Origin of the sequence: Coleofasciculus sp. E1-EBD-02 (assembly GCF_040218245.1) — a bacterium.
GTDB lineage: Bacteria > Cyanobacteriota > Cyanobacteriia > Cyanobacteriales > Coleofasciculaceae > Coleofasciculus.
Genome location: NZ_JAVJQN010000209.1, coordinates 12,380 through 30,933 on the forward strand (window position 1 = coordinate 12,380; position 18,554 = coordinate 30,933).

Annotated in this window: 19 protein-coding genes, 1 tRNA gene and 2 pseudogenes; 15 read left to right on the top strand and 7 right to left on the bottom strand. The window is 45.8% G+C overall.

All coding sequences use genetic code 11. The features are described from left to right. Window positions 1-13: 13 nt before the first annotated feature. Complete coding sequence (locus RIC07_RS32685; protein ID WP_446398164.1) at window positions 14-160, bottom strand: hypothetical protein; 147 nt, start codon at window positions 158-160, stop codon at window positions 14-16. A gap of 33 nt (window positions 161-193) precedes the next feature. On the opposite strand from RIC07_RS32685, the gene RIC07_RS32690 reads away from it, so the two are divergent. Continuing rightward, window positions 194-778, top strand: a complete 585-nt coding sequence (locus tag RIC07_RS32690) for a TIGR04376 family protein (RefSeq protein ID WP_446398165.1) — start codon at window positions 194-196, stop codon at window positions 776-778. A 435-nt stretch (window positions 779-1,213) separates the two neighbouring features. Here RIC07_RS32690 and RIC07_RS32695 read toward each other — a convergent pair whose 3' ends face one another. Next, a complete protein-coding gene (locus tag RIC07_RS32695; protein WP_446398166.1) occupies window positions 1,214-1,540 on the bottom strand; it encodes a hypothetical protein in 327 nt (108 codons plus the stop codon). A gap of 42 nt (window positions 1,541-1,582) precedes the next feature. Here RIC07_RS32695 and RIC07_RS32700 point away from each other — a divergent pair, with 42 nt between their 5' ends. Continuing rightward, window positions 1,583-1,978: a PPC domain-containing DNA-binding protein gene (locus RIC07_RS32700; RefSeq protein WP_446398167.1), complete on the top strand. Its 396-nt coding sequence runs from the start codon at window positions 1,583-1,585 to the stop codon at window positions 1,976-1,978. Window positions 1,979-2,122: 144 nt separating this feature from the next. Here RIC07_RS32700 and RIC07_RS32705 read toward each other — a convergent pair whose 3' ends face one another. Continuing rightward, window positions 2,123-2,332 (bottom strand): hypothetical protein, encoded by a 210-nt coding sequence (locus RIC07_RS32705; protein WP_446339977.1) that lies wholly within the window; start codon window positions 2,330-2,332, stop codon window positions 2,123-2,125. Between the two features lie 509 nt (window positions 2,333-2,841). Here RIC07_RS32705 and RIC07_RS32710 point away from each other — a divergent pair. The 4 genes from RIC07_RS32710 to tatC all read left to right on the top strand — a co-directional run bounded on the left by RIC07_RS32710 (window position 2,842) and on the right by tatC (window position 6,613). Continuing rightward, window positions 2,842-4,611 (top strand): ABC transporter ATP-binding protein, encoded by a 1,770-nt coding sequence (locus tag RIC07_RS32710; RefSeq protein WP_446398168.1) that lies wholly within the window; start codon window positions 2,842-2,844, stop codon window positions 4,609-4,611. A gap of 81 nt (window positions 4,612-4,692) precedes the next feature. After that, window positions 4,693-5,121, top strand: a complete 429-nt coding sequence (gene ccmS, locus RIC07_RS32715; RefSeq protein ID WP_446398169.1) for a beta-carboxysome assembly chaperone CcmS — start codon at window positions 4,693-4,695, stop codon at window positions 5,119-5,121. A gap of 182 nt (window positions 5,122-5,303) precedes the next feature. Beyond that, window positions 5,304-5,663, top strand: coding sequence for a hypothetical protein (locus RIC07_RS32720; RefSeq protein ID WP_446398170.1), 360 nt, complete (start codon window positions 5,304-5,306; stop codon window positions 5,661-5,663). 179 nt (window positions 5,664-5,842) lie between these two features. Continuing rightward, on the top strand, window positions 5,843-6,613 hold the full coding sequence (gene tatC / locus RIC07_RS32725; RefSeq protein ID WP_446398171.1) for a twin-arginine translocase subunit TatC: 771 nt from the start codon (window positions 5,843-5,845) through the stop codon (window positions 6,611-6,613). Window positions 6,614-6,740: 127 nt separating this feature from the next. Here the strand turns inward: tatC and RIC07_RS32730 are convergent, their stop codons facing one another. Together RIC07_RS32730 and RIC07_RS32735 are read right to left on the bottom strand one after the other, a co-directional pair. Further along, window positions 6,741-8,141, bottom strand: a complete 1,401-nt coding sequence (locus tag RIC07_RS32730) for a DICT sensory domain-containing protein (RefSeq protein WP_446398172.1) — start codon at window positions 8,139-8,141, stop codon at window positions 6,741-6,743. A 254-nt stretch (window positions 8,142-8,395) separates the two neighbouring features. Continuing rightward, window positions 8,396-9,901: a UDP-N-acetylmuramoyl-L-alanyl-D-glutamate--2,6-diaminopimelate ligase gene (locus RIC07_RS32735; protein WP_446398173.1), complete on the bottom strand. Its 1,506-nt coding sequence runs from the start codon at window positions 9,899-9,901 to the stop codon at window positions 8,396-8,398. 275 nt (window positions 9,902-10,176) lie between these two features. Here RIC07_RS32735 and RIC07_RS32740 point away from each other — a divergent pair, with 275 nt between their 5' ends. Beyond that, a complete protein-coding gene (locus RIC07_RS32740) occupies window positions 10,177-10,605 on the top strand; it encodes an adenylate/guanylate cyclase domain-containing protein (protein WP_446398180.1) in 429 nt (142 codons plus the stop codon). Here RIC07_RS32740 and RIC07_RS32745 read toward each other — a convergent pair. Both RIC07_RS32745 and RIC07_RS32750 read right to left on the bottom strand, forming a co-directional pair. Further along, a complete protein-coding gene (locus RIC07_RS32745) occupies window positions 10,588-10,851 on the bottom strand; it encodes a glutaredoxin family protein (RefSeq protein ID WP_446398174.1) in 264 nt (87 codons plus the stop codon). The two genes, RIC07_RS32740 and RIC07_RS32745, sit on opposite strands and share 18 nt — an antisense overlap. A gap of 154 nt (window positions 10,852-11,005) precedes the next feature. Continuing rightward, window positions 11,006-11,079, bottom strand: a tRNA-Arg gene (locus tag RIC07_RS32750). A gap of 220 nt (window positions 11,080-11,299) precedes the next feature. On the opposite strand from RIC07_RS32750, the gene RIC07_RS32755 reads away from it, so the two are divergent. From RIC07_RS32755 to RIC07_RS32790, 8 genes and pseudogenes are all read left to right on the top strand, one after another. After that, window positions 11,300-11,464, top strand: a complete 165-nt coding sequence (locus tag RIC07_RS32755) for a hypothetical protein (protein WP_446398175.1) — start codon at window positions 11,300-11,302, stop codon at window positions 11,462-11,464. Window positions 11,465-11,525: 61 nt separating this feature from the next. Further along, window positions 11,526-12,185 carry an Npun_F0813 family protein gene (locus tag RIC07_RS32760; protein WP_446384701.1) on the top strand — a complete coding sequence of 220 codons (660 nt, stop codon included), beginning with the start codon at window positions 11,526-11,528 and terminating at the stop codon, window positions 12,183-12,185. A 135-nt stretch (window positions 12,186-12,320) separates the two neighbouring features. After that, a complete protein-coding gene (locus RIC07_RS32765; RefSeq protein WP_446398176.1) occupies window positions 12,321-13,361 on the top strand; it encodes a hypothetical protein in 1,041 nt (346 codons plus the stop codon). Window positions 13,362-13,369: 8 nt separating this feature from the next. Then, the gene (locus tag RIC07_RS32770) at window positions 13,370-14,407 is read left to right on the top strand and encodes a hypothetical protein (protein WP_446398177.1); all 1,038 of its coding nucleotides are present in this window, start codon (window positions 13,370-13,372) and stop codon (window positions 14,405-14,407) included. 274 nt (window positions 14,408-14,681) lie between these two features. Then, complete coding sequence (gene bchI, locus RIC07_RS32775; protein WP_446398178.1) at window positions 14,682-15,776, top strand: magnesium chelatase ATPase subunit I; 1,095 nt, start codon at window positions 14,682-14,684, stop codon at window positions 15,774-15,776. A 218-nt stretch (window positions 15,777-15,994) separates the two neighbouring features. Continuing rightward, window positions 15,995-16,777, top strand: coding sequence for an ABC transporter ATP-binding protein (locus RIC07_RS32780; RefSeq protein ID WP_446398179.1), 783 nt, complete (start codon window positions 15,995-15,997; stop codon window positions 16,775-16,777). Window positions 16,778-16,926: 149 nt separating this feature from the next. Then, a pseudogene (locus RIC07_RS32785) lies at window positions 16,927-17,073 on the top strand (IS607 family transposase); the annotation flags it as partial. A gap of 69 nt (window positions 17,074-17,142) precedes the next feature. Beyond that, window positions 17,143-18,554 (top strand): annotated as a pseudogene (locus RIC07_RS32790) (hypothetical protein); the annotation flags it as partial.

Below are 18,554 nucleotides of genomic sequence, written 5' to 3' on the forward strand. Positions count from 1 at the left end.
TCAAGGCTTAAAATCATCTCCCCAAGGGGTGAAATCCATGGGCAAATTGCCAATTTATGCCCACCGATAGAGGGATTGGCGAATTGATCGGGAAAAAGATTTTTCCCACACCCGACACCCGACACCCCATCACCCCGACACCCGCAGGATGAGGTAGCATATTAGCGAAGCGCACGGGTATTAGGAGTCAGAAGTGGGTTTATTTGAGGATCTCAATCGCTTTCTGGAAAATCGCCTGGATGAATTTCTCCGCAACAATCCTCATCTAGAGTTACAAGCACTTGAAGAACAGTTACGGGAGCAAGAAGAAGACACATTGAAGCTGATTGCTGACTTGCAACTTCAGCAAAAGCGCCTACAGGACGAAATATTAGCAGTTGCCCAAGATATTCAGCGTTGGCACGAACGGATGAATAAGGCTCAATCGAAAGGCAGACCTGATTTAGCCCAAGCCGCTCAACAACGAGAAGCTACGCTTTTGCATCAAGGGAATCAACTCTGGGGCAAGATGGAAGGGGTTAAACAGCGAATTGCTCAGACTAAAGAACTACAGCGTCAGATTCAAACCCGTCGTAATGAAGTTCATACCAAAGCCAGAGAAGTCGAAGCTGCCCGCACTCAAGCCCAAGCTCAATCTCAATCTCAGTGGCAGACATCGGCTTGGAACCAGAGTTCAAATTACAACATTGGAGCAGGGGTAGACCCCTTAGAGACTCAATTTCAGCGCTGGGAAACTGATGAGGAGTTAGACCAAATGAAACGGAATATGGGACGCTGAGGGGTTTCCCTCCCATTAAGTATCGGTAACTATAGATAATAGACGTTGTAGGGGCGACCCGCCGCATTTACCCGCCGCATTTAATGGACACCACCCAACCTTTAATTTGATCGGGTCGCCCCCAGCCCAGTATCGGTAATTATCTAACACCACCTACATTTGTAATTGGGCGAGTCGATATAGGTTAATTCTTACACCGCCTACTATGTGCAGCGACTCGCCCCTACAACCGCGACGCCCCCTTCCCACCCCTCTCGTTCTCCCCAACTCCTCTCATTCCCCCCTTTTTGATCCCCCTTCCGTCCCCCTTCAAAAGGGGGAGACCAGATGTTGCTTTGCTTTTTTTTGCACGGAAGGGGGAGAATTCAAAGCCTCTCTCCTTGCAGGAGAGAGGTTTGGAGAGAGGTTTCCCAGATCCCGACCAAAAGTTAAGATTCACCCATTCCCTGATGAACGGCGAGGAATCGTAAAGGAAATCGAACGAGGCGGTTTAGGGAGTGATGTGGATGATGATGGATTAAGCACCGTCGAGTTAGAGGCTGGATTAGCACTCTCCACCGAGGGAGACTGAGTTTGATTGCTTGAGAATTGTCTGGGTTGTAGAGAAATAGACCAACCTGGAGATTTACCGTAATTAGACGCGATCGCGAGTAACGCTCCTGCCAAAATGAATACTGGCATGGGTAGGATAAAATCGCTCATCCACTGAGACAATTCTATTAGGCTAAACAATACCACAAAGGTGGTAATTACAACTCTCATCGCTCTGACTTAAAACTAGCGCTGCCGCCATCATCATACACCATGCAAATTTTTGCGATTCGCTTAAAACCCAATGACGATTTAAAGGTAAGTTTAGGGCATTTCGTCAAACAGCACCAGATTGAAGCTGGGTTTATGATTACGGCTGTGGGTAGCCTCAAACAAGCCACCCTGCGCTTTGCAGGTCAAAATTATGCTCAAGCCTTCAAGCGGCGCTTTGAAATTGTTTCCCTGGTTGGCACTCTGTCAATCCATGGTATCCATCTACACATTGCCCTGTCGGATAAAAAAGGGAAAACAATCGGAGGGCATCTTTTAGAAGGATGTATCATCTATACAACGGCTGAAATTATTATGGGTGTCAGCGACAATTTAATCTTTTTGAGAACAATGGATGAAACGACGGGATATAAAGAGCTAGAAATCAAACTTAAATAAACTTTACTGTACGACCAGCCGAAATCTGTGTTCCTCAAATCCAGCCAAATCACTCTATCACAGTCGTTTAGGGTCATAAACTCAAAACGGATGCGCTTAACGCTCACTTAGACAGTCGCGGAAAGCCGATTGGAAAATAAAAAACTATCCTTCGCCCAGAATGAGCTGAAGCGTCCGATGCGCTTCCTGTAGGGTTTGGAGTTCAGAATTAAACTTCCAGAGATAGGGTTTAACTCTATTGCCCCCCACAATAGCAGGTTCCCAAGCCGTCAATTGCCATCCTTGCTCAGTTGCAGTGAGGCAATAATCAATTCGGGGAGGAATAATCGAGGGGTTGGCGTTAGTAATCATCATTGCTTGCTCGTAATACCCTGTAAGTGATCAAAAAATTTGTGATTGAGGGTAAGGAAGCGATCGCCTATAGCTTACTGGTGATGCCCTGAGTCCTATCAATCATCTTGCCACTCCTTTCTAAAGATGGTAAGCCTTACCCGCAATCTTTATCGAAATATCATAATTAAGTTGGAACAAAACACGAGGTTATGGGGGGTTGCCGAAGTCTATGTGAAATTGAGCTTCATACAACCTTCACATAACTCGGTCGAGTAAATATACTTATTCTACTGATTGCCACAAAATAGACAAGAGGGGAGATGGAGGAGATGGGGAAGCAGGGGGAGCTGAGGGAGCAGAGACGTTCCGATGAAACATCTGTTGTAGGGGCGGGTTTTACCACTAACGTTTCGTTTTCACCCTGATATAACTAAACCCGCCCTGACCTAACCGTTCAATTATCACAAATGACAAATGACGAATGACGAATGACAAATGACAAATGACAAATGACAAATGACAAATGACAAATGACAAATGACAAATCACCACTCAAACGCCTATTTGCCTACGGTCATAACTATCGCACGGAAATCTGGCAGGCGATCGCGTGTTCGGTTCTGAATAAAATCTTTGACTTAGCGCCACCCGCGTTAATTGGTGCGGCGGTGGATGTGGTAGTTCAAAAAGAGGATTCCTTAATTGCCCAACTTGGCGTCACTGATATCTTCACACAACTGTTGATTCTGGCATTGCTGAGTCTGATCATCTGGGGATTAGAATCCATCTTTGAATATGCCTATAGCCGACTCTGGCGAAATCTGGCACAGACGATTCAACATGATTTGCGCTTAGATGCTTACGCCCACTTACAATCCCTCGACTTGGCTTATTTTGAGGATAGGAGTACGGGCAGGTTGATGTCGATTCTCAACGATGATATCAACCAACTGGAACGCTTTCTGGATGTTGGCGCGAATGAAATTCTCCAGGTATCTACAACCGTTGTGATTATTGGTGTCGCTTTCTTGATTCTGGCACCTGGCGTGGCTTGGATGGCGCTTCTACCTATGCCGTTTATTCTCTGGGGTTCTATTGCTTTTCAGCGCCGCCTTGCGCCCCGTTATGCTGAGGTTCGGGAAAAGGTGAGTTTACTCAATGGGCAATTAGCCAATAATTTGACCGGAATCACCACGATTAAAAGCTTTACGGCGGAAGCGTATGAAATCCAGCGTATCAGCGCCCAAAGTGAAGCCTATCGCCAAAGTAACCGTCGCGCGATCGCACTCTCGGCAGCGTTTGTGCCATTAATTCGTATCCTTATTTTATTAGGCTTTGTCGGAATTCTCCTCTATGGGGGGATGGAAGCGGTAGCTGGGAGATTAGCCGTCGGGACTTATAGCGTGTTAGTATTCCTTACTCAGCGTTTACTGTGGCCCCTCACCCGATTAGGACAAACCCTGGATCTCTATCAACGGGCGATGGCGTCTACAACCAGGGTGATGAATTTGTTAGATACACCAATTACGATGCATTCAGGCGAGATTTCCTTGCCTGTGAGTCAGGTGCGGGGTGAGTTAGCGTTAAAAAATATTACCTTTTCCTATCAGGGACGCCATCCTGTGATAGAAAATCTGTCCCTGCATATTCCAGCCGGAAAAACCATTGCCATTGTCGGTGCAACGGGTTCCGGGAAAAGCACCCTCGTCAAGCTATTATTGCGACTCTATGAAGTCCAAGACGGAAACATAACCCTAGATGGAATTGACTTGCGCCAGCTTCAGTTAGCTGATTTACGCCAAGCCATTGGTTTAGTTAGCCAAGATGTATTTTTGTTTCATGGCACAGTGCGGGAAAATATTACTTATGGTAGTTTTGATGTCACCTTATCTGAGGTAGAAGCCGCCGCCGAAATTGCCGAAGCCCATGAATTTATTTGCCAACTTCCCCAAGGCTACGACACAATTATCGGGGAGAGAGGACAAAAGTTATCCGGTGGACAGCAGCAGCGACTGGCAATTGCCCGTGCTATCTTAAAAAATCCCCCCGTGCTGATCCTCGATGAAGCCACCTCCGCCGTGGATAATGAGACAGAAGCCGCCATTCAGCGATCGCTAGAGAAGATTACCCAAAACCGAACCACGATCGCGATCGCTCATCGTCTGTCTACAGTACGCAATGCCGATTGTATTTATGTTATGGATAAAGGTAAATTAGTTGAACAAGGCACCCATGAACAACTACTAGAGCAACAAGCTATTTATGCGATGCTTTGGCAAGTTCAGTCTGGGGTTAAATAAGTCATTGGTCATTTGCTTACGCCGTGAGCGTCAGTCGAACGGTCATTAGTCATTTGTCATTGGGGATTGTCAACCATGATTATGTTCAGTAAACCTCAGCCAAATAAGCCAGAGGATCAATGGAAAGTTAAGCTAAATCAGTTTGCTAAAGAACATAGTAAGGAACTGGCGGCGCTGTCATGGGGACTCTTTCTAGAGAAGGGCGAAAGCGACGAAACGATAGGAATTGACCTGAAACCTAGACCCCATTTTGTCTATTGTCCCAAAGCGGCGCTGGAAAAACTGAATCAAAAGGTTGAGAACTATCTTCAGGAAATGATAGGTATTGTGAATGCTCACCAACCGGATAAAGAAGTTTTAATGATTGGGATTGGTAATGACCAAATTAAATTAATTCATTTTGAACCGGACTCTCCACCTCCAGTATGTTTTGAGGAAGTGGGCAAAGATGTCGATACATTAATTGAAGAGTTAGAACAGCGTCTGAGCGAATTTGACATTCATCCTTAGTCCTTGGTTAGTATATATAGCAATCGCTATAGCGGTTAGGACGCATCATTTGGTAGAGACGTTATATGCAACGTCTCTACAACAGTTCTTTTGTCCTAATCGATGTGTCTACTGCTATAACATACAGCTTAAGATATATTTTTTAGTTGATTCACTTCTGCAAAACTAGAAAAATAAAGATAATGAAACCTAATGTTCCTGAGTTACTATTAGTTTTATATATTTTTTTGCCGTTCAACAATGGTGCTTTAATCGCTTCAGTGCTTCTGGGTCAAATTCAAGCCATTCACACTGCACGTCGAGCAGAAAAGAAACTAAATTTAGATTTAGATTTAGATTTAGATTTAGACTTAGACTTAGACTTAGACTTAGAAAATGATACTGATGAGGCATTGAAAGATTTCCTGGTAGCATTGTGGTTTAATCCGACTAATGCAACGGCTTACGCTTATCTTGGATTACTCAAACCTCATCTAGGCTTATTTAATCATCCTAGGGATAATAATTTTGCAACAAGTATAAATGATGACAATGATGATTGATAGTCAAGACGGTATCTTTGAGAGTCGAGTGACATACACGCTACACCTCAATAGTAGGTTTTACTTGATTGAGAATGTACCGACTCGTGGCTCGTGTCAACAAAGAGACAGTGACTCCTGCATCCCTGGCTCGCGATCGGTACAATAGTTAACAAACGACAATCTAACTCTGCAAACTGATGACGCCTGACGTAGAAACGTTACCCCAGCAAACCGACACCAGTGAAACCGACAACCTCGACGAACTTCCCAATGATGTCGAGATGTCACTGTTTGATCACTTAGAAGAGTTGCGGCGGCGAATTTTTTATTCGCTGCTGGCTGTAGCCGTTGGTGCTATTGGCTGCTTTGTGGCGGTTAAATACATTGTCCAGTTATTGGAAATCCCGGCTAAAGGCGTTAAGTTTTTACAATTAGCTCCCGGTGAATACTTCTTTGTGTCCCTGAAAGTAGCGGGTTACAGTGGTTTGCTAGTGGCGACGCCTTTCATTCTCTATCACGTTATTCAATTCGTCTTACCAGGATTGACTCGCCGCGAACAACGTTTAATCGCACCTATAGTGTTAGGTTCGAGTATTCTGTTTTTCGTGGGGTTGGCATTTTCCTACATTGCTTTAATTCCCGCCGCGCTGAAATTCTTTATTAGTTACGGCGCTGATGTGGTTGAGCAAGCTTGGTCAATTGAACGGTATTTTGAATTTGTCCTGCTTCTCATGTTCAGCACGGGAATAGCTTTTCAAGTGCCAATTATTCAGATTCTGTTGGGAAATTTAGGAATTGTCTCATCCTCACAAATGCTTTCTGGCTGGCGGATTGTTATTTTAGGTGCAGTGATTCTCGGCGCTGTGCTAACTCCTTCCACTGATCCTCTGACTCAAAGCTTACTCGCTGGTGCTGTCATCGGTCTTTACTTCGGTGGAATTGGTTTGGTTAAGCTGTCAGGAAAGTGATTGAGTTCGTAGTTTGTAGTACGGGCTTTAGCCTGTTATAATTTTGGACTGACTATTAGCGTAAAAGCGATAGTTCAGGAATTGACCAAAAGTGAGGTAAAACTTGCCAGTATTTTTACAACCTGTCTCATTGATCATCACCAACAACAGGCAATAATACTTTAAACGTCGATCCTTTCCCTACTTGACTGGTTACCGAAATTGAACCTCCACAACGCAATAATAATTGCTGCACAATGGTTAATCCCAAACCCGCTCCCATTTCTTCCCCAGGAATGGGGCGTCCTCGATAAAAACTATCAAAAATCTTGGGAATTTCACTGGCTGCAATTCCGTTTCCTGTATCAGTAAATGCCAACTGAACATATTCCCCCTGAAGACTTCCCAGTACCCTCACCTGACCTCCGGCGGGAGTAAATTTGAGACTATTGTGCAGTAAATTAATGGCGATTTGACGTAACCAGGTTTCTAAACAGGAAACCCTCGGTAGATCTGCCGGGATCGTATAACCGACTTGAATTCCTTTCTCTTGAGCCAACGGTTGATAGGTACTCACCACACCGGGAATAATTTCTGCCAATTCCACGACAGATTTGACTCCCGCTTGGGGTTCGTCGGCTGCAACGAGATCTAACAATCCCACAATTAATGAATTTTGCCGATCGCATTCACTATTGAGAAGCTGTAGGTAACGTTGACGCTGGGCGAGTTTGAGTTGAGGCGATTCCAAGAGACTCAGCGCTGTTTTCATATTCGTTAAGGGAGTTTTCAGTTCCTGCGCCACTTGCCGTAGGAGTTCGTCTTTATGGCTGAGGTGATGGGTTAATTGGGTAATGGCGCTATCCTGTCCCGATTCAGCCATTGTTCCTGACTGGAGAATTTCCGCCGTTCGTTGTAATTGTTTGACTAACACCTGGGTGATTAACGTCTTCTCATCTGTCGCTTGAACCAAGGAAAATTGGTTGTTCCCTCCAGCAAGTAGCTCATCAGGCGTACTATCCGCGATCGCAATACTTCCTCTGAGTCCCTGCAACACCCGATAGATCACTCGTCGTTCAAATGTACAAATAGCCAGCCATGACTGAGACTGATCAGGACTTTCTCCCTCAGGTAGCTGATATGCCACAATCAGACTGGTCAATTGCTCAGACAGAACTAATAGAAATGACTCCCGTTTAAGCTGGCTTCCGGCGGCTAGCTGAATGGGGAACAGTTGAGCATCCGAGTTAACGGCTGGGTCATCCTGAATCGCGATCGCATCAGAGACTTCACCAACACAGTTACACCAATAGAGGGTTTGCGGAATACCCCTCTGTTGTTGATACCGCAATAGTTCTTCCCGCCACCCGGCAACAGATGGGGACTTCACCCAGATTGTGGCGGGGATTTTTTCTTCAATCAGGACATCAACCATGGCTCCAATCAAGGTTTTGAGTCCCACTGGACTGATTGAGAGAGACTGAGGTGTTGTCAAATTATCCAGCGCTAGCTGGTAAAGGGACAAATCCGGTGTCGGTGGTGAGTTCATTAGGTTGTGGAGGAGATGGGGAGTTATCAGTTATAGCACTACGCACTAAGGTTAGGACATATCCAGAAAAATTCAAATCGCTCAATCCCTTGTCAGGTAAGGGAACGCTGCGCGAACGGGAACGCTTCGCGAACGCTAACGCACCCTACGCCCGCCCCGACTTCACGTAATGACCAATGACCAATGACCAATGACCAATGACCAATGACCAATGACGAATGACAAATGACCAATGACCAATGACCAATGACCAATCAACTAAATCGACGCTCTAGAGCCTCTCGCGCTTGTTCACGGTCATCGAAGTGAATTTTTTCTGTTCCTAATATTTGATAGTCTTCGTGACCTTTTCCGGCAATTAGCACCCCATCACCCGGTTTGGCGTCTAAGATAGCCGTGCGAATCGCTGTGGCGCGATCGCTAATTACGATTGGCTCTACAGTCGCCGGAATTCCTTCTAAGATATCTTGAATAATCCGTTCTGGGTCTTCAGTACGGGGATTATCGGAGGTCACAACCGCGACATCGGCTAATTCTGCGCCAATTTTCCCCATCTTCGGACGTTTGGTGCGATCGCGATCGCCTCCACATCCAAATACGCAAATCATTCTCCCCTGAATAAACGGTCGGGCGGCTTTGAGCAAGTTCTCCAAACTATCTGGTGTATGGGCATAATCGACAATTACGCTAATATCCTGATCCGGTTGAAGTTGCACCCGTTCCATCCGCCCCGGTACTCCCGGAAATTGGTTTAAGGCGGTGACGATTGTTTTGAGATCTAACCCTAAATTTAACACTGCACCAATGGCAGCTAACACGTTGGACAAATTGTACTGACCCACCAGGGGAGAATTGAACGTTACTTCACCGACTGGCGTGTGTAGTGTACCCTTAACACCAATCAGCGTATAAGTCAAGTCACTCGTATACAAATCTGCCGAGGTATCCTGAACACTGTAACTCCAGGTGCGATCGCGTCCAACTTTTTCGATTAAGCGCTTACCATACGGATCATCGGCATTAATAATCGCTTTGCCGTGGAGATAATCGGAATTAAACAATAATGCCTTTGCCGCGAAATAATCCTCCATATCGCGGTGGAAATCCAAATGGTCTTGGGTGAGATTGGTAAATACAGCGACATCAAACTCACAGCCTAACACCCGACCTTGTGCCAAGGCATGGGAACTGACTTCCATTACCCCTAACTCACAGCCTGCTGCTACGGCTGAATGTAACTGCTGTTGCAATTCTACGGGAAACGGTGTGGTGTGAACCGCCGTTTGGGAAAATCCTTGCCATCGGGCATAAAGGGTACCAAAAAGGGCAGTGGGACGCTGGGCTTGGGTGAGGAGAAATTCAATTAGATGGGTTGTGGTGGTTTTGCCATTTGTACCCGTGACACCCACTAACTGAAGCTGGCGGGTGGGGTAGTCATAGAACGCCGTCGCTGCTTGGGCGCAGGCGACTGTCATGTCAGTGGCACAAATAATACAGGGCGGTTCAGCATCAGGTTTTGGCTGAGGGGGGTGTTTTTGTGCCGCTGGGGGAGAAATTAACGCCGCGACAGCACCAGACGCGATCGCACTTTGCCAAAATTCCCCACCATCGACACGGGTTCCGGGCATACCAATAAACAAATTGCCAGGTTGACAGGCGTGGGAATTGGTACAGATTCCTGTGATTTGGGCGTCAAGTGCTGGATGATTCGGCATTTCCACCACGTTAGGAATTGCCCTTAGTAAGTCATGTAGCTTCATCTCAATCAACTCCTCACGACGAGAGGGATAGGGGCAACGGAGAACTTCAGATTAGCACTCCTGTTGCTTGGTAGGATTACACAGACGCGATCGCATCCATATCAAGGTTCTCAAAGAACACTAGACAAATCTTCCTTAAGGAACTGGGGAACCTTGAGAGTTTTTTCTAAAGTATCGTTGCCCATAAACCTTATTGCAAGCTATGAAATCATATCTGGCTCAATTTTGTCTGATCGGACTCTCACTCGTCACTGGAGGATGGGGCGCTGAATGCGATCGCAGCTTGCTTGGAGATGAATCGTTGTTTAGCGTTGCTCAATCAACGATTTCAGCAGGAAGGAAAACCGCTAATTGAAGTTGGGATTGGCGTTCATACGGGGGTGGTTATGGCAGGAAGTTTGGGGAGTAAACGGCGTCTGAATTATTCGGTGCTGGGAGATACGGTCAATGTAGCCTCTCGACTCCAGTCACTCAATAAAAACGTCACCGACGACAACCCGCACCATATTTTAATCAGCAGTAGCACCTACGACTACGTGCGCGATCGCTATCAGGCTAAACCGATTAAATCCCTTAAACTGCGAGGTCGAAACCAAAAGACGCTAATTTACAGTGTATTGGGACAAAAACCCCAGATCCAACCTCAACCCGATTCGTATACCCAGTCGGCTGCTGTTCTTTCCGGCTTACAAATATTTCTGTAACATTTTCTCTAACTGCGGCACACTCAAACGGGGTGAAGGGCGAGGAAGCGGTGTTTCTTTTCCGTCTTTGTGATAACACAGCACGGGTACTTGATATTGATAAGCTTGGAACCAATCATCCCGCTGGGTAATGTCCCGCACCTCTAGCTGAAAATCTAACTGTTGAACTTGTTCCAGCTTTTCTTGTAACCCTTCGCACAGGTGGCAACCCGGTTTGCTGTACAGAATTAAGGTGTCATTCGTCATTGGTTATTGGTCAACAGCATCTAGAGTAATGAAGATGGGGCAGCTTTGAGTGGGAGCGGTGTGGATTAACATCCAACTCTCGGACGGCGTCCGGCTGGGTTTCGCTAACGCTAACATCCACCTGTGTCCCATCACCTTTTCCCCAATTTTAGAGCGCCCTCGGTAGGACTCGAACCCACGGCCAAAGGATTAGAAATCCCTTGCTCTATCCACCTGAGCTACGAGGGCATAGATTTATAATACAAAAATTAAACCCCTAACTGGCAAGATTCATTGTCGTTTAGGGTAGCAGAAATCTAGGATATCGTTGATGATTGTAACATTGTAGCCGACATTGGTTGTTGCGTGTGCGAGGTGTTTATCCCAATATTTGAGGAAACTAAAGACTCAAGCAGCTTGAGGTCAAGGTAAACTACTATAGACCACCATAGATAATGGATCAAAACTTGTGCCAACTATCGCACTCATACCTTGGGGCATGGATGAGGTATCCAGCCGCGACAAACAGATGAGTTATCAGTTTAGGAGATTGGCTCACAAACTGGATGTGCTTCTGTGTGACTCGCCCAAGTCCCAGACAAGACCAGACAAGACAGACAAGAAAGATGGTTAATTAGATTACAGCTCGTCCTGTAGCACCACCCTAGCCCGGTCAGGAGTCATTTGCCAGTGTTATGTTTATTCTGAAAAGGCAGGATGTTGAAATTTCTAGCATTCAGCACCCGAAGCGAGAGCAGCAAATCCCGATTCTCAGTTATCAAGGGCAAACCTTTCGCTTGATCAGCGTGTTTCGCGCTCATCAGGAAGAAGAAGCCCGCTCCTTCTGGCGAGATTTGACAGATAATCAGGGAAAAGCTTGTGTTTTACTAGAAGAACCTGACCGCTTTAGTGTGTGGGGAAAAATTCGTCTAGAGCAATTAGGTACAGAAAGCGGTCCGGATACCAAAATTGCTCCCTATACCCAAGCCTGTCTCCTACTGCTGCAAACAGTTTACCTGGATGTTGAAGATTTACTTGGAAATAGGCAAGCAGGATTATTTCAGAAGGATATCACTGACGTCTTCCAACAATGGCATTTCCCCCAAGCCGATTCGCCGGAAGCGGTGAATCACTTACTGACTGTCGATCCGCTCAACACCCTACAAGTTCCACCGTGGGAAGAACACCATCTGATTACCCTATTGCAGGAACTCTATCGCTTGGGGAAGGAATACTTTGGCAATGCAAATTTTGCCGAAGGAGTGGGCGATATCTTGCAGGATATGCCAGCAAATGAGCAAAGTCAGTTTATGGAGTGGCTCAAATCCTCTCCCCTAGGAAAGTTGTGGCAATAATAGAACGTCAAGGATAAATAAATGTATCATGGATGGTTGCCAAGATGGAATTTTAGGACATCAGCCGCTAAGTTTATAAATAAGTATTGCTTACGTAATTGCCATTGTTAGAGATTTGAAAATAAAGAAAGCATTATGAGCAGCTCTGTAGATAAGTCATCTGGAACTCAATCCCTACTCACAGGTCAGAATATCGTCTATCTAGGAATTGGGTGGGCAGTAGTGTCTATGCTGTTTTTTCTACTGTTTAGCGTCAAACCACCGGGAGAAGAGTATCCCTTTTGGTACTCCTTTAGCACTTATGTCCTAGAGTGTTTACCCTTCTTAGGAGCTGCATTACTCTGCTATAGAAATTGGCGTAGCCCTCAGATTGCCAGTGGACGCAATGTCTGGCTGGGAATTGGTTTAGGTATGCTTTTTTACTTTATCGCCAACTTGATATTTGGTATATGGGAGCTATACTTTGGTCTTGACCCCGATGTATCCCCTGCCGATTTCTTTTACGTGATTTCTTATATCTGTATTGGTTGGGGCATGATTTTAGCCGTTCTGCCGAGGCGCTTAAATTTAGAGTGGAAGCAGTGGGTAACGGTGGGATTAATCGCTGCTTTGGGGATTGCTTTAGCGGTTTGGGTTTTATTAGCTCCTCCTGTAGCCGTAGAGTCAGAGGCTGACAATTCTGTCTTGCCAACAACTGAGTCAGCAACAGCGACAGTATCCCCCCGATTGGTGGCTTCTCTTTCACTACAGGTGGCAGTTAGCCCAAATGAAGCTGCCGCAACGACTGAAGCTGAGGTTCCTGAAACTGGCAAGTTGCCCGGTTGGGTTATTTCCCTGGATCAAGCCCTGAGTCCTTTATCAAAAACGTTGAATTTTGTATACATCGTTTTTGATGTTTTCCTACTCATCATTGCCTCAACACTTTTGTTAGCATTTTGGGGGGGGCGCTTTGCCCAATCATGGCGCATGATTGCCGCAGCAACATTTTCCCTATACATTGCGGATATGGGGTTTAAAGCTTATGGCACTCTGGCTCAGGCTCGTGGTCAGGACTATGAAAGTGGGGGTCTCCTAGATGTCTTCTTTATATTTAGTGCCTTACTTTTTGCCATAGGCGCTGCCCTAGAATATGACGTCTCCAGTCGTTCTCGTCGCGGTTCACGTCGGCGAACTTAAAATTAGCTATGAGTCCAAGAAAACTAACTGAAACCGATAAAAAAAATATTTTGAACTTGTATCGACAGCCAGAAGAGACAACCTCAACCCTGGCTGATCGTTATGGTGTCAGTAATTCAACGATTAGCCGCCTGCTCAAAAGCACGTTGTTGGAGTCGGACTATGAAGCCCTCATCCAGCAAAAGCGAGCTAATCGCACGCCAGGGTCAGGGACGTCAGCGACGAAGCCAAAACCCAAGCTAGTGGAGCGGATTGAACCTAAATCGTTGTCGGTTTCTCCCTCTCCCCAACCTTCGATAGAATCGGAAGAGGAAGAATCAGAAGACGAAGAATCAGGATTTGAGTATCCCAATCAACGTCGGCGGCGCAAACGTTCTTCTGTAACTGATCAATCTGATGCAGAATCCCAGGCAAAACAAGGTGAGTTGCCTCTGGAGTTTAATCGAACAGAAACTCAAAGGGATACAGAAGACTCAGAAGATCTGCTTGAAGAAATGGATCAGGCAGAAACCAGCCACCTAAAGGATTTGTTGGATGAAAATTTAATGGATTTAGACGAGGATTTGGATGAAGATTTGGATGAAGATTTAGATGAAGATTTAGATGAGGATTTAGATGAGGATTTTGAGGAGGATTGGGACGAGGACGAGGACGAGGATGAGGAAGATAGTGCTATTCCAAAACCTTTGACGACGACTCATGTTCCCAGGGGGGCAAATATTCAAGTCTTACCCCTGTCGGAAGCTTCTTTTCCGAAACCCTGCTATTTAGTGATAGACCGAGCAGCCGAGTTAATTGCGCGACCTCTGCGAGAATTTAGTGACTTGGGAGGTATTCCGGCTGAGGAAGTTCAGCAACAAACTTTGCCAGTTTTTGATAATCATAGGGTTGCACGACGCTTTTCCAACCGTTCCCAGCGTGTGATTAAAGTGCCTGATGGGAAAATGTTGCAGAAAACCTGTTCTTATTTACAAGCTAAAGGCATTACCCGCCTTTTGATTGATGGTCAGGTCTATTCATTGTTAACCGCATCTTTATTGGAATAGGGACAGATTTTGTCATTTGTCATTTGTCATTTGTCATTTGTCATTTGTCATTTGTCATTTGTCATTTGTCATTTGTCATTTGTCATTTGTCATTTGTCATTTGTCATTTGTTAGGAAGCAGGGAACACCTCGGCTTCGCTCGGTGTGTCACAGGGAACAGGGAAGGTAGAGTTTTGAGTTAACCTCCCTATCTCCCCCATCTACCCCTGCTCCCAGACATTCCACCGATGTGGCACAATAAAAGGCGTGATTTATCGGTTATCAGGTAATCAAAGTGAGTCTGACTGCCCAAGCCCCTAAGACTGCTCGTCGCGTCGTTTTTCCGTTTACCGCCATCGTAGGTCAAGAAGAAATGAAGCTGGCTCTCCTGCTGAATGTCATTGACCCCAAAATTGGTGGAGTAATGATTATGGGCGATCGCGGTACGGGTAAGTCCACCACCATTCGGGCGTTGGCTGACTTGTTGCCAGAAATTGAAGTGGTTGCCGACGATCCCTTCAATAGCGATCCCAACGACCCGGACTGGATGAATAGTAATGGAGGAGGACAATCTGCTCCAACCGCAAAGAAAAAAGTGCCGATGGTTGATTTGCCCTTGGGCGCAACCGAAGACCGAGTGTGCGGCACGATTGATATTGAAAAGGCATTAGCCGAAGGGGTGAAAGCCTTTGAACCCGGACTGTTAGCTAAAGCGAATCGCGGTATCCTCTATGTCGATGAAGTGAATCTACTTGACGATCACCTCGTTGATGTGCTATTAGACTCGGCGGCTAGTGGTTGGAATACCGTCGAACGAGAAGGCATTTCCATTCGCCATCCGGCTCGTTTTGTGTTGGTGGGTTCTGGCAACCCGGAAGAAGGAGAACTGCGTCCGCAACTCCTGGATCGTTTCGGCATGCACGCGGAAATCCGCACGGTCAAAGAGCCAACGCTGCGGGTAAAAATTGTGGAGGAACGCGCCGCGTTTGACAAAAATCCCTTGGATTACATCAAAGAACACCAGGAAGTCCAAGAGACATTGCAGCAGCAAATCGTCACCGCCCAGGCGCAACTGCCCCAAGTTGAAATGGACTATGACATGCGGGTGAATATTTCTGAGGTTTGCTCAGAATTGGATGTCGATGGATTGCGAGGGGATATTGTCACTAACCGTGCTGCCAAAGCCCTGGCTGCTTTTGAAGGGCGCACGGAAGTCACAGTGGATGATATTCGTCGGGTGATTACGTTGTGCTTACGTCACCGCTTGCGGAAAGATCCCTTGGAGTCGATTGACTCAGGCTATAAGGTGCAAAAAGCCTTCTGTCGTGTATTTGGGTTGGAGGCAGAATCAGAAGCGGATTCAGCCATGGCAGCGAGTGCTTCTCGTTAAGGGGTCTTTGGGGGATTTGTGAACGACCTACACCAGGCTTACGCTATGGTGTAGGTTTTGAGATTTCGCAGGGGAAGACGAAGCGATCGCTAATTGTCTCAAGGGCGCAAGGATGGTGCCCCTACACACGTATAGGGGAAGTTTCCACGGGGGGAGCTACAGGTAAAATTGAAACGGCTTTGTCCGTCCCAATTCATGCGCTGAAGCACTAATCCCTTATGAAAGAACCACTGATTGAACTAAAGGGAGTCTCCAAGTCCTTTGGGGGTAACGTCATCCTGGATAATGTTGATCTGACGATTTATCAGGGCGAAGCCTTAGGTATCATTGGACCCTCTGGGACGGGTAAGTCTACGATTCTACGCATGATGGCAGGTTTAATGCCACTGGATGGGGGTGAAATCTATGTGCAAGGACAAAAGCGTTCGGGTTTAATTGAAGATGCCAAAGACCCAATTGGCATCGGTATGGTATTCCAACAATCCGCTCTGTTTGACTCCCTAAGTATCCGTGAAAATGTGGGGTTTTTTCTTTACCAGCATTCTAAACTGTCTGAGGAGCGCATTCGGGAATTAGTAGATGAGAAGCTAGAGATGGTGGGGTTACCCGGAATTGCCGATCAGTATCCGGCTGAACTCTCAGGTGGGATGCGTCGGCGAGTGAGTTTTGCCCGGGCGATTATGACGAACCCGGATAATCCCCAAGACAACCCGGAAATTTTACTCTATGACGAACCCACGGCTGGACTTGACCCGATCGCCTCTACTGTAATTGAGGATTTAGTCCGTCAACTTCAAGGTGTTGAAGGCGGATGTAAGACTTATGTAATGGTCACTCACCAAGATAGTACAATTCGCCGTACCGCTGACCGAGTTGTGTTTCTCTACAAAGGCAAGGTACAGTGGCAAGGTCCTATCGGCGAGATTGATACAACCGAGAATCCTCTGGTGCGACAATTTTTCAGTGCCAGTACCAGCGGACCAATTCAGGTGGTTGGTTAGGATGGGAGCAAGGGCTTCATCGGTCATTTGCCATTGTCGTCTATCCAGGCAAATGCCCGCCAATTTACCACATAAGGGTTAACTAACAGTCGGTAAATATCTAGACAATCATTGACATAACTAAACATTTTTGATGATATAATACAGTAATGTCTAGTTTAACTCCCCAACAAGCAGCTACTCGACTTTGTGTGACGGTCTTGCACGTTGCACCGATGGGAACTCAACGGCTGGCTTCGGAGCTTCTCGGACGGCTGGTGGTTCGGAGTCGATATGATATTGTTGACTTAATTGGTACATAAGGGAGTCGAAGTCATAAGCACAAAAAAAATAGTGACCGAACTGAGGGAGGTAACCAAAAAGCGATGACGACGATAACTTATTGCAAAGGTTTGCCAACTCCCGCCGATGAACTTAACCCCATCGGTTTCACCGACTTGGAGATGTTTTTAACTTCATTGTCCGATATATTTTATCAAGCAACAGTTGAAACCGTTAACCATTTATTAAATAAAGAAATAAAATTTAATCAAGCCACTTGGAATAGTTATATTCAAGAGAAATACGGAATCAGTAAGCGTTATGCTAACGGAGTAATTTCATTAGCTAAAGGAAAAACTGCCTCAGCTGCATATTGTAGAAAAAGACAGATAAAGCAATTAAAATCACGAGTTCAGTCAGGAAAAGATTGGGTAGCCAGAGCCACTAAGAAAATTAAGTTGGCTCGGAAGTTCTATGGAAAACAGAACTGGAAATCCTCCAAAAATGGCTGCAATTTCCCCTTATCATCAAACCTGAAGACGAGAAAAACTAACTGGTATCATCTGCGTCAAGGTCTGCATCATAAAAAGCGATATATCCACCGACTTCAAAATCAAATTAAACATCTGAAATCGGCGACAATTAGAGTGAAGGTATCCAGAGGCGAACTATTTATTGTTGGTTCCAAGGATGAAAGTTATGGGAATCAAACTTGTCAATGGTCTGGGGATACCCTCAAATTGAGAGTCCCCAATTGTCTGGAAGCAAAATTTGGTAAATATATCACATCAAAAATTGGCAGCTTCTCAAGAAAGATTAATAGATTACCCAATAGTGGTGCGAAAACATGGCACTTCTATAGAAAGGATAATCGCTGGGTGGTTGCTGTTCAATTCACGCCCGCAGCGGTGGAGAAAGTTAGCCGAGAAATTCAGTATGGCGCCCTGGGCATCGATCTAAATCCTAGTTCTATCGGTTGGGCTTATGTTGATGGTCAAGGAAATTTAAAAGCTCAGGGAACTCTTCCTATAAAGACGGGTTTACCCACAGGGAAACAAGAGGCTCAAATTGTAGAGGTTTGTTTGAAATTGGCAGCTTTAGCCAGGAGTTTTCAGAGCCCTATTCTGTGCGAACGCTTAGATTTTTCGACCAAGAAAGCTCAATTGCGAGAGCGAACGAAAAAATATGCTCGAATGCTTTCAGCCTGGGCATACAGTCGTTTTTATCAAAATTTGTAATAGATTTTATCCAACCGAGGAATAACTCTTTCTTTGTGCAATCCAGCTTACACGAGTTTGATTGGATTGGTTAAATATAGTCGAATGTATGGACTATCATCTGATGTGGCAGCTGCCCTGGCAATTGCCAGAAGAGGCATGAAGTATAGTGAGAGATTGCCGCGCTCTGTGTCCGCCTATCTCGGAGTGAATCCGAGAAAGCACGTATGGAGTGCTCTATATCAATTTAATAATTTTATGGGTCGATGCCCTGTAGTCAATCGTAGACACGATTACTA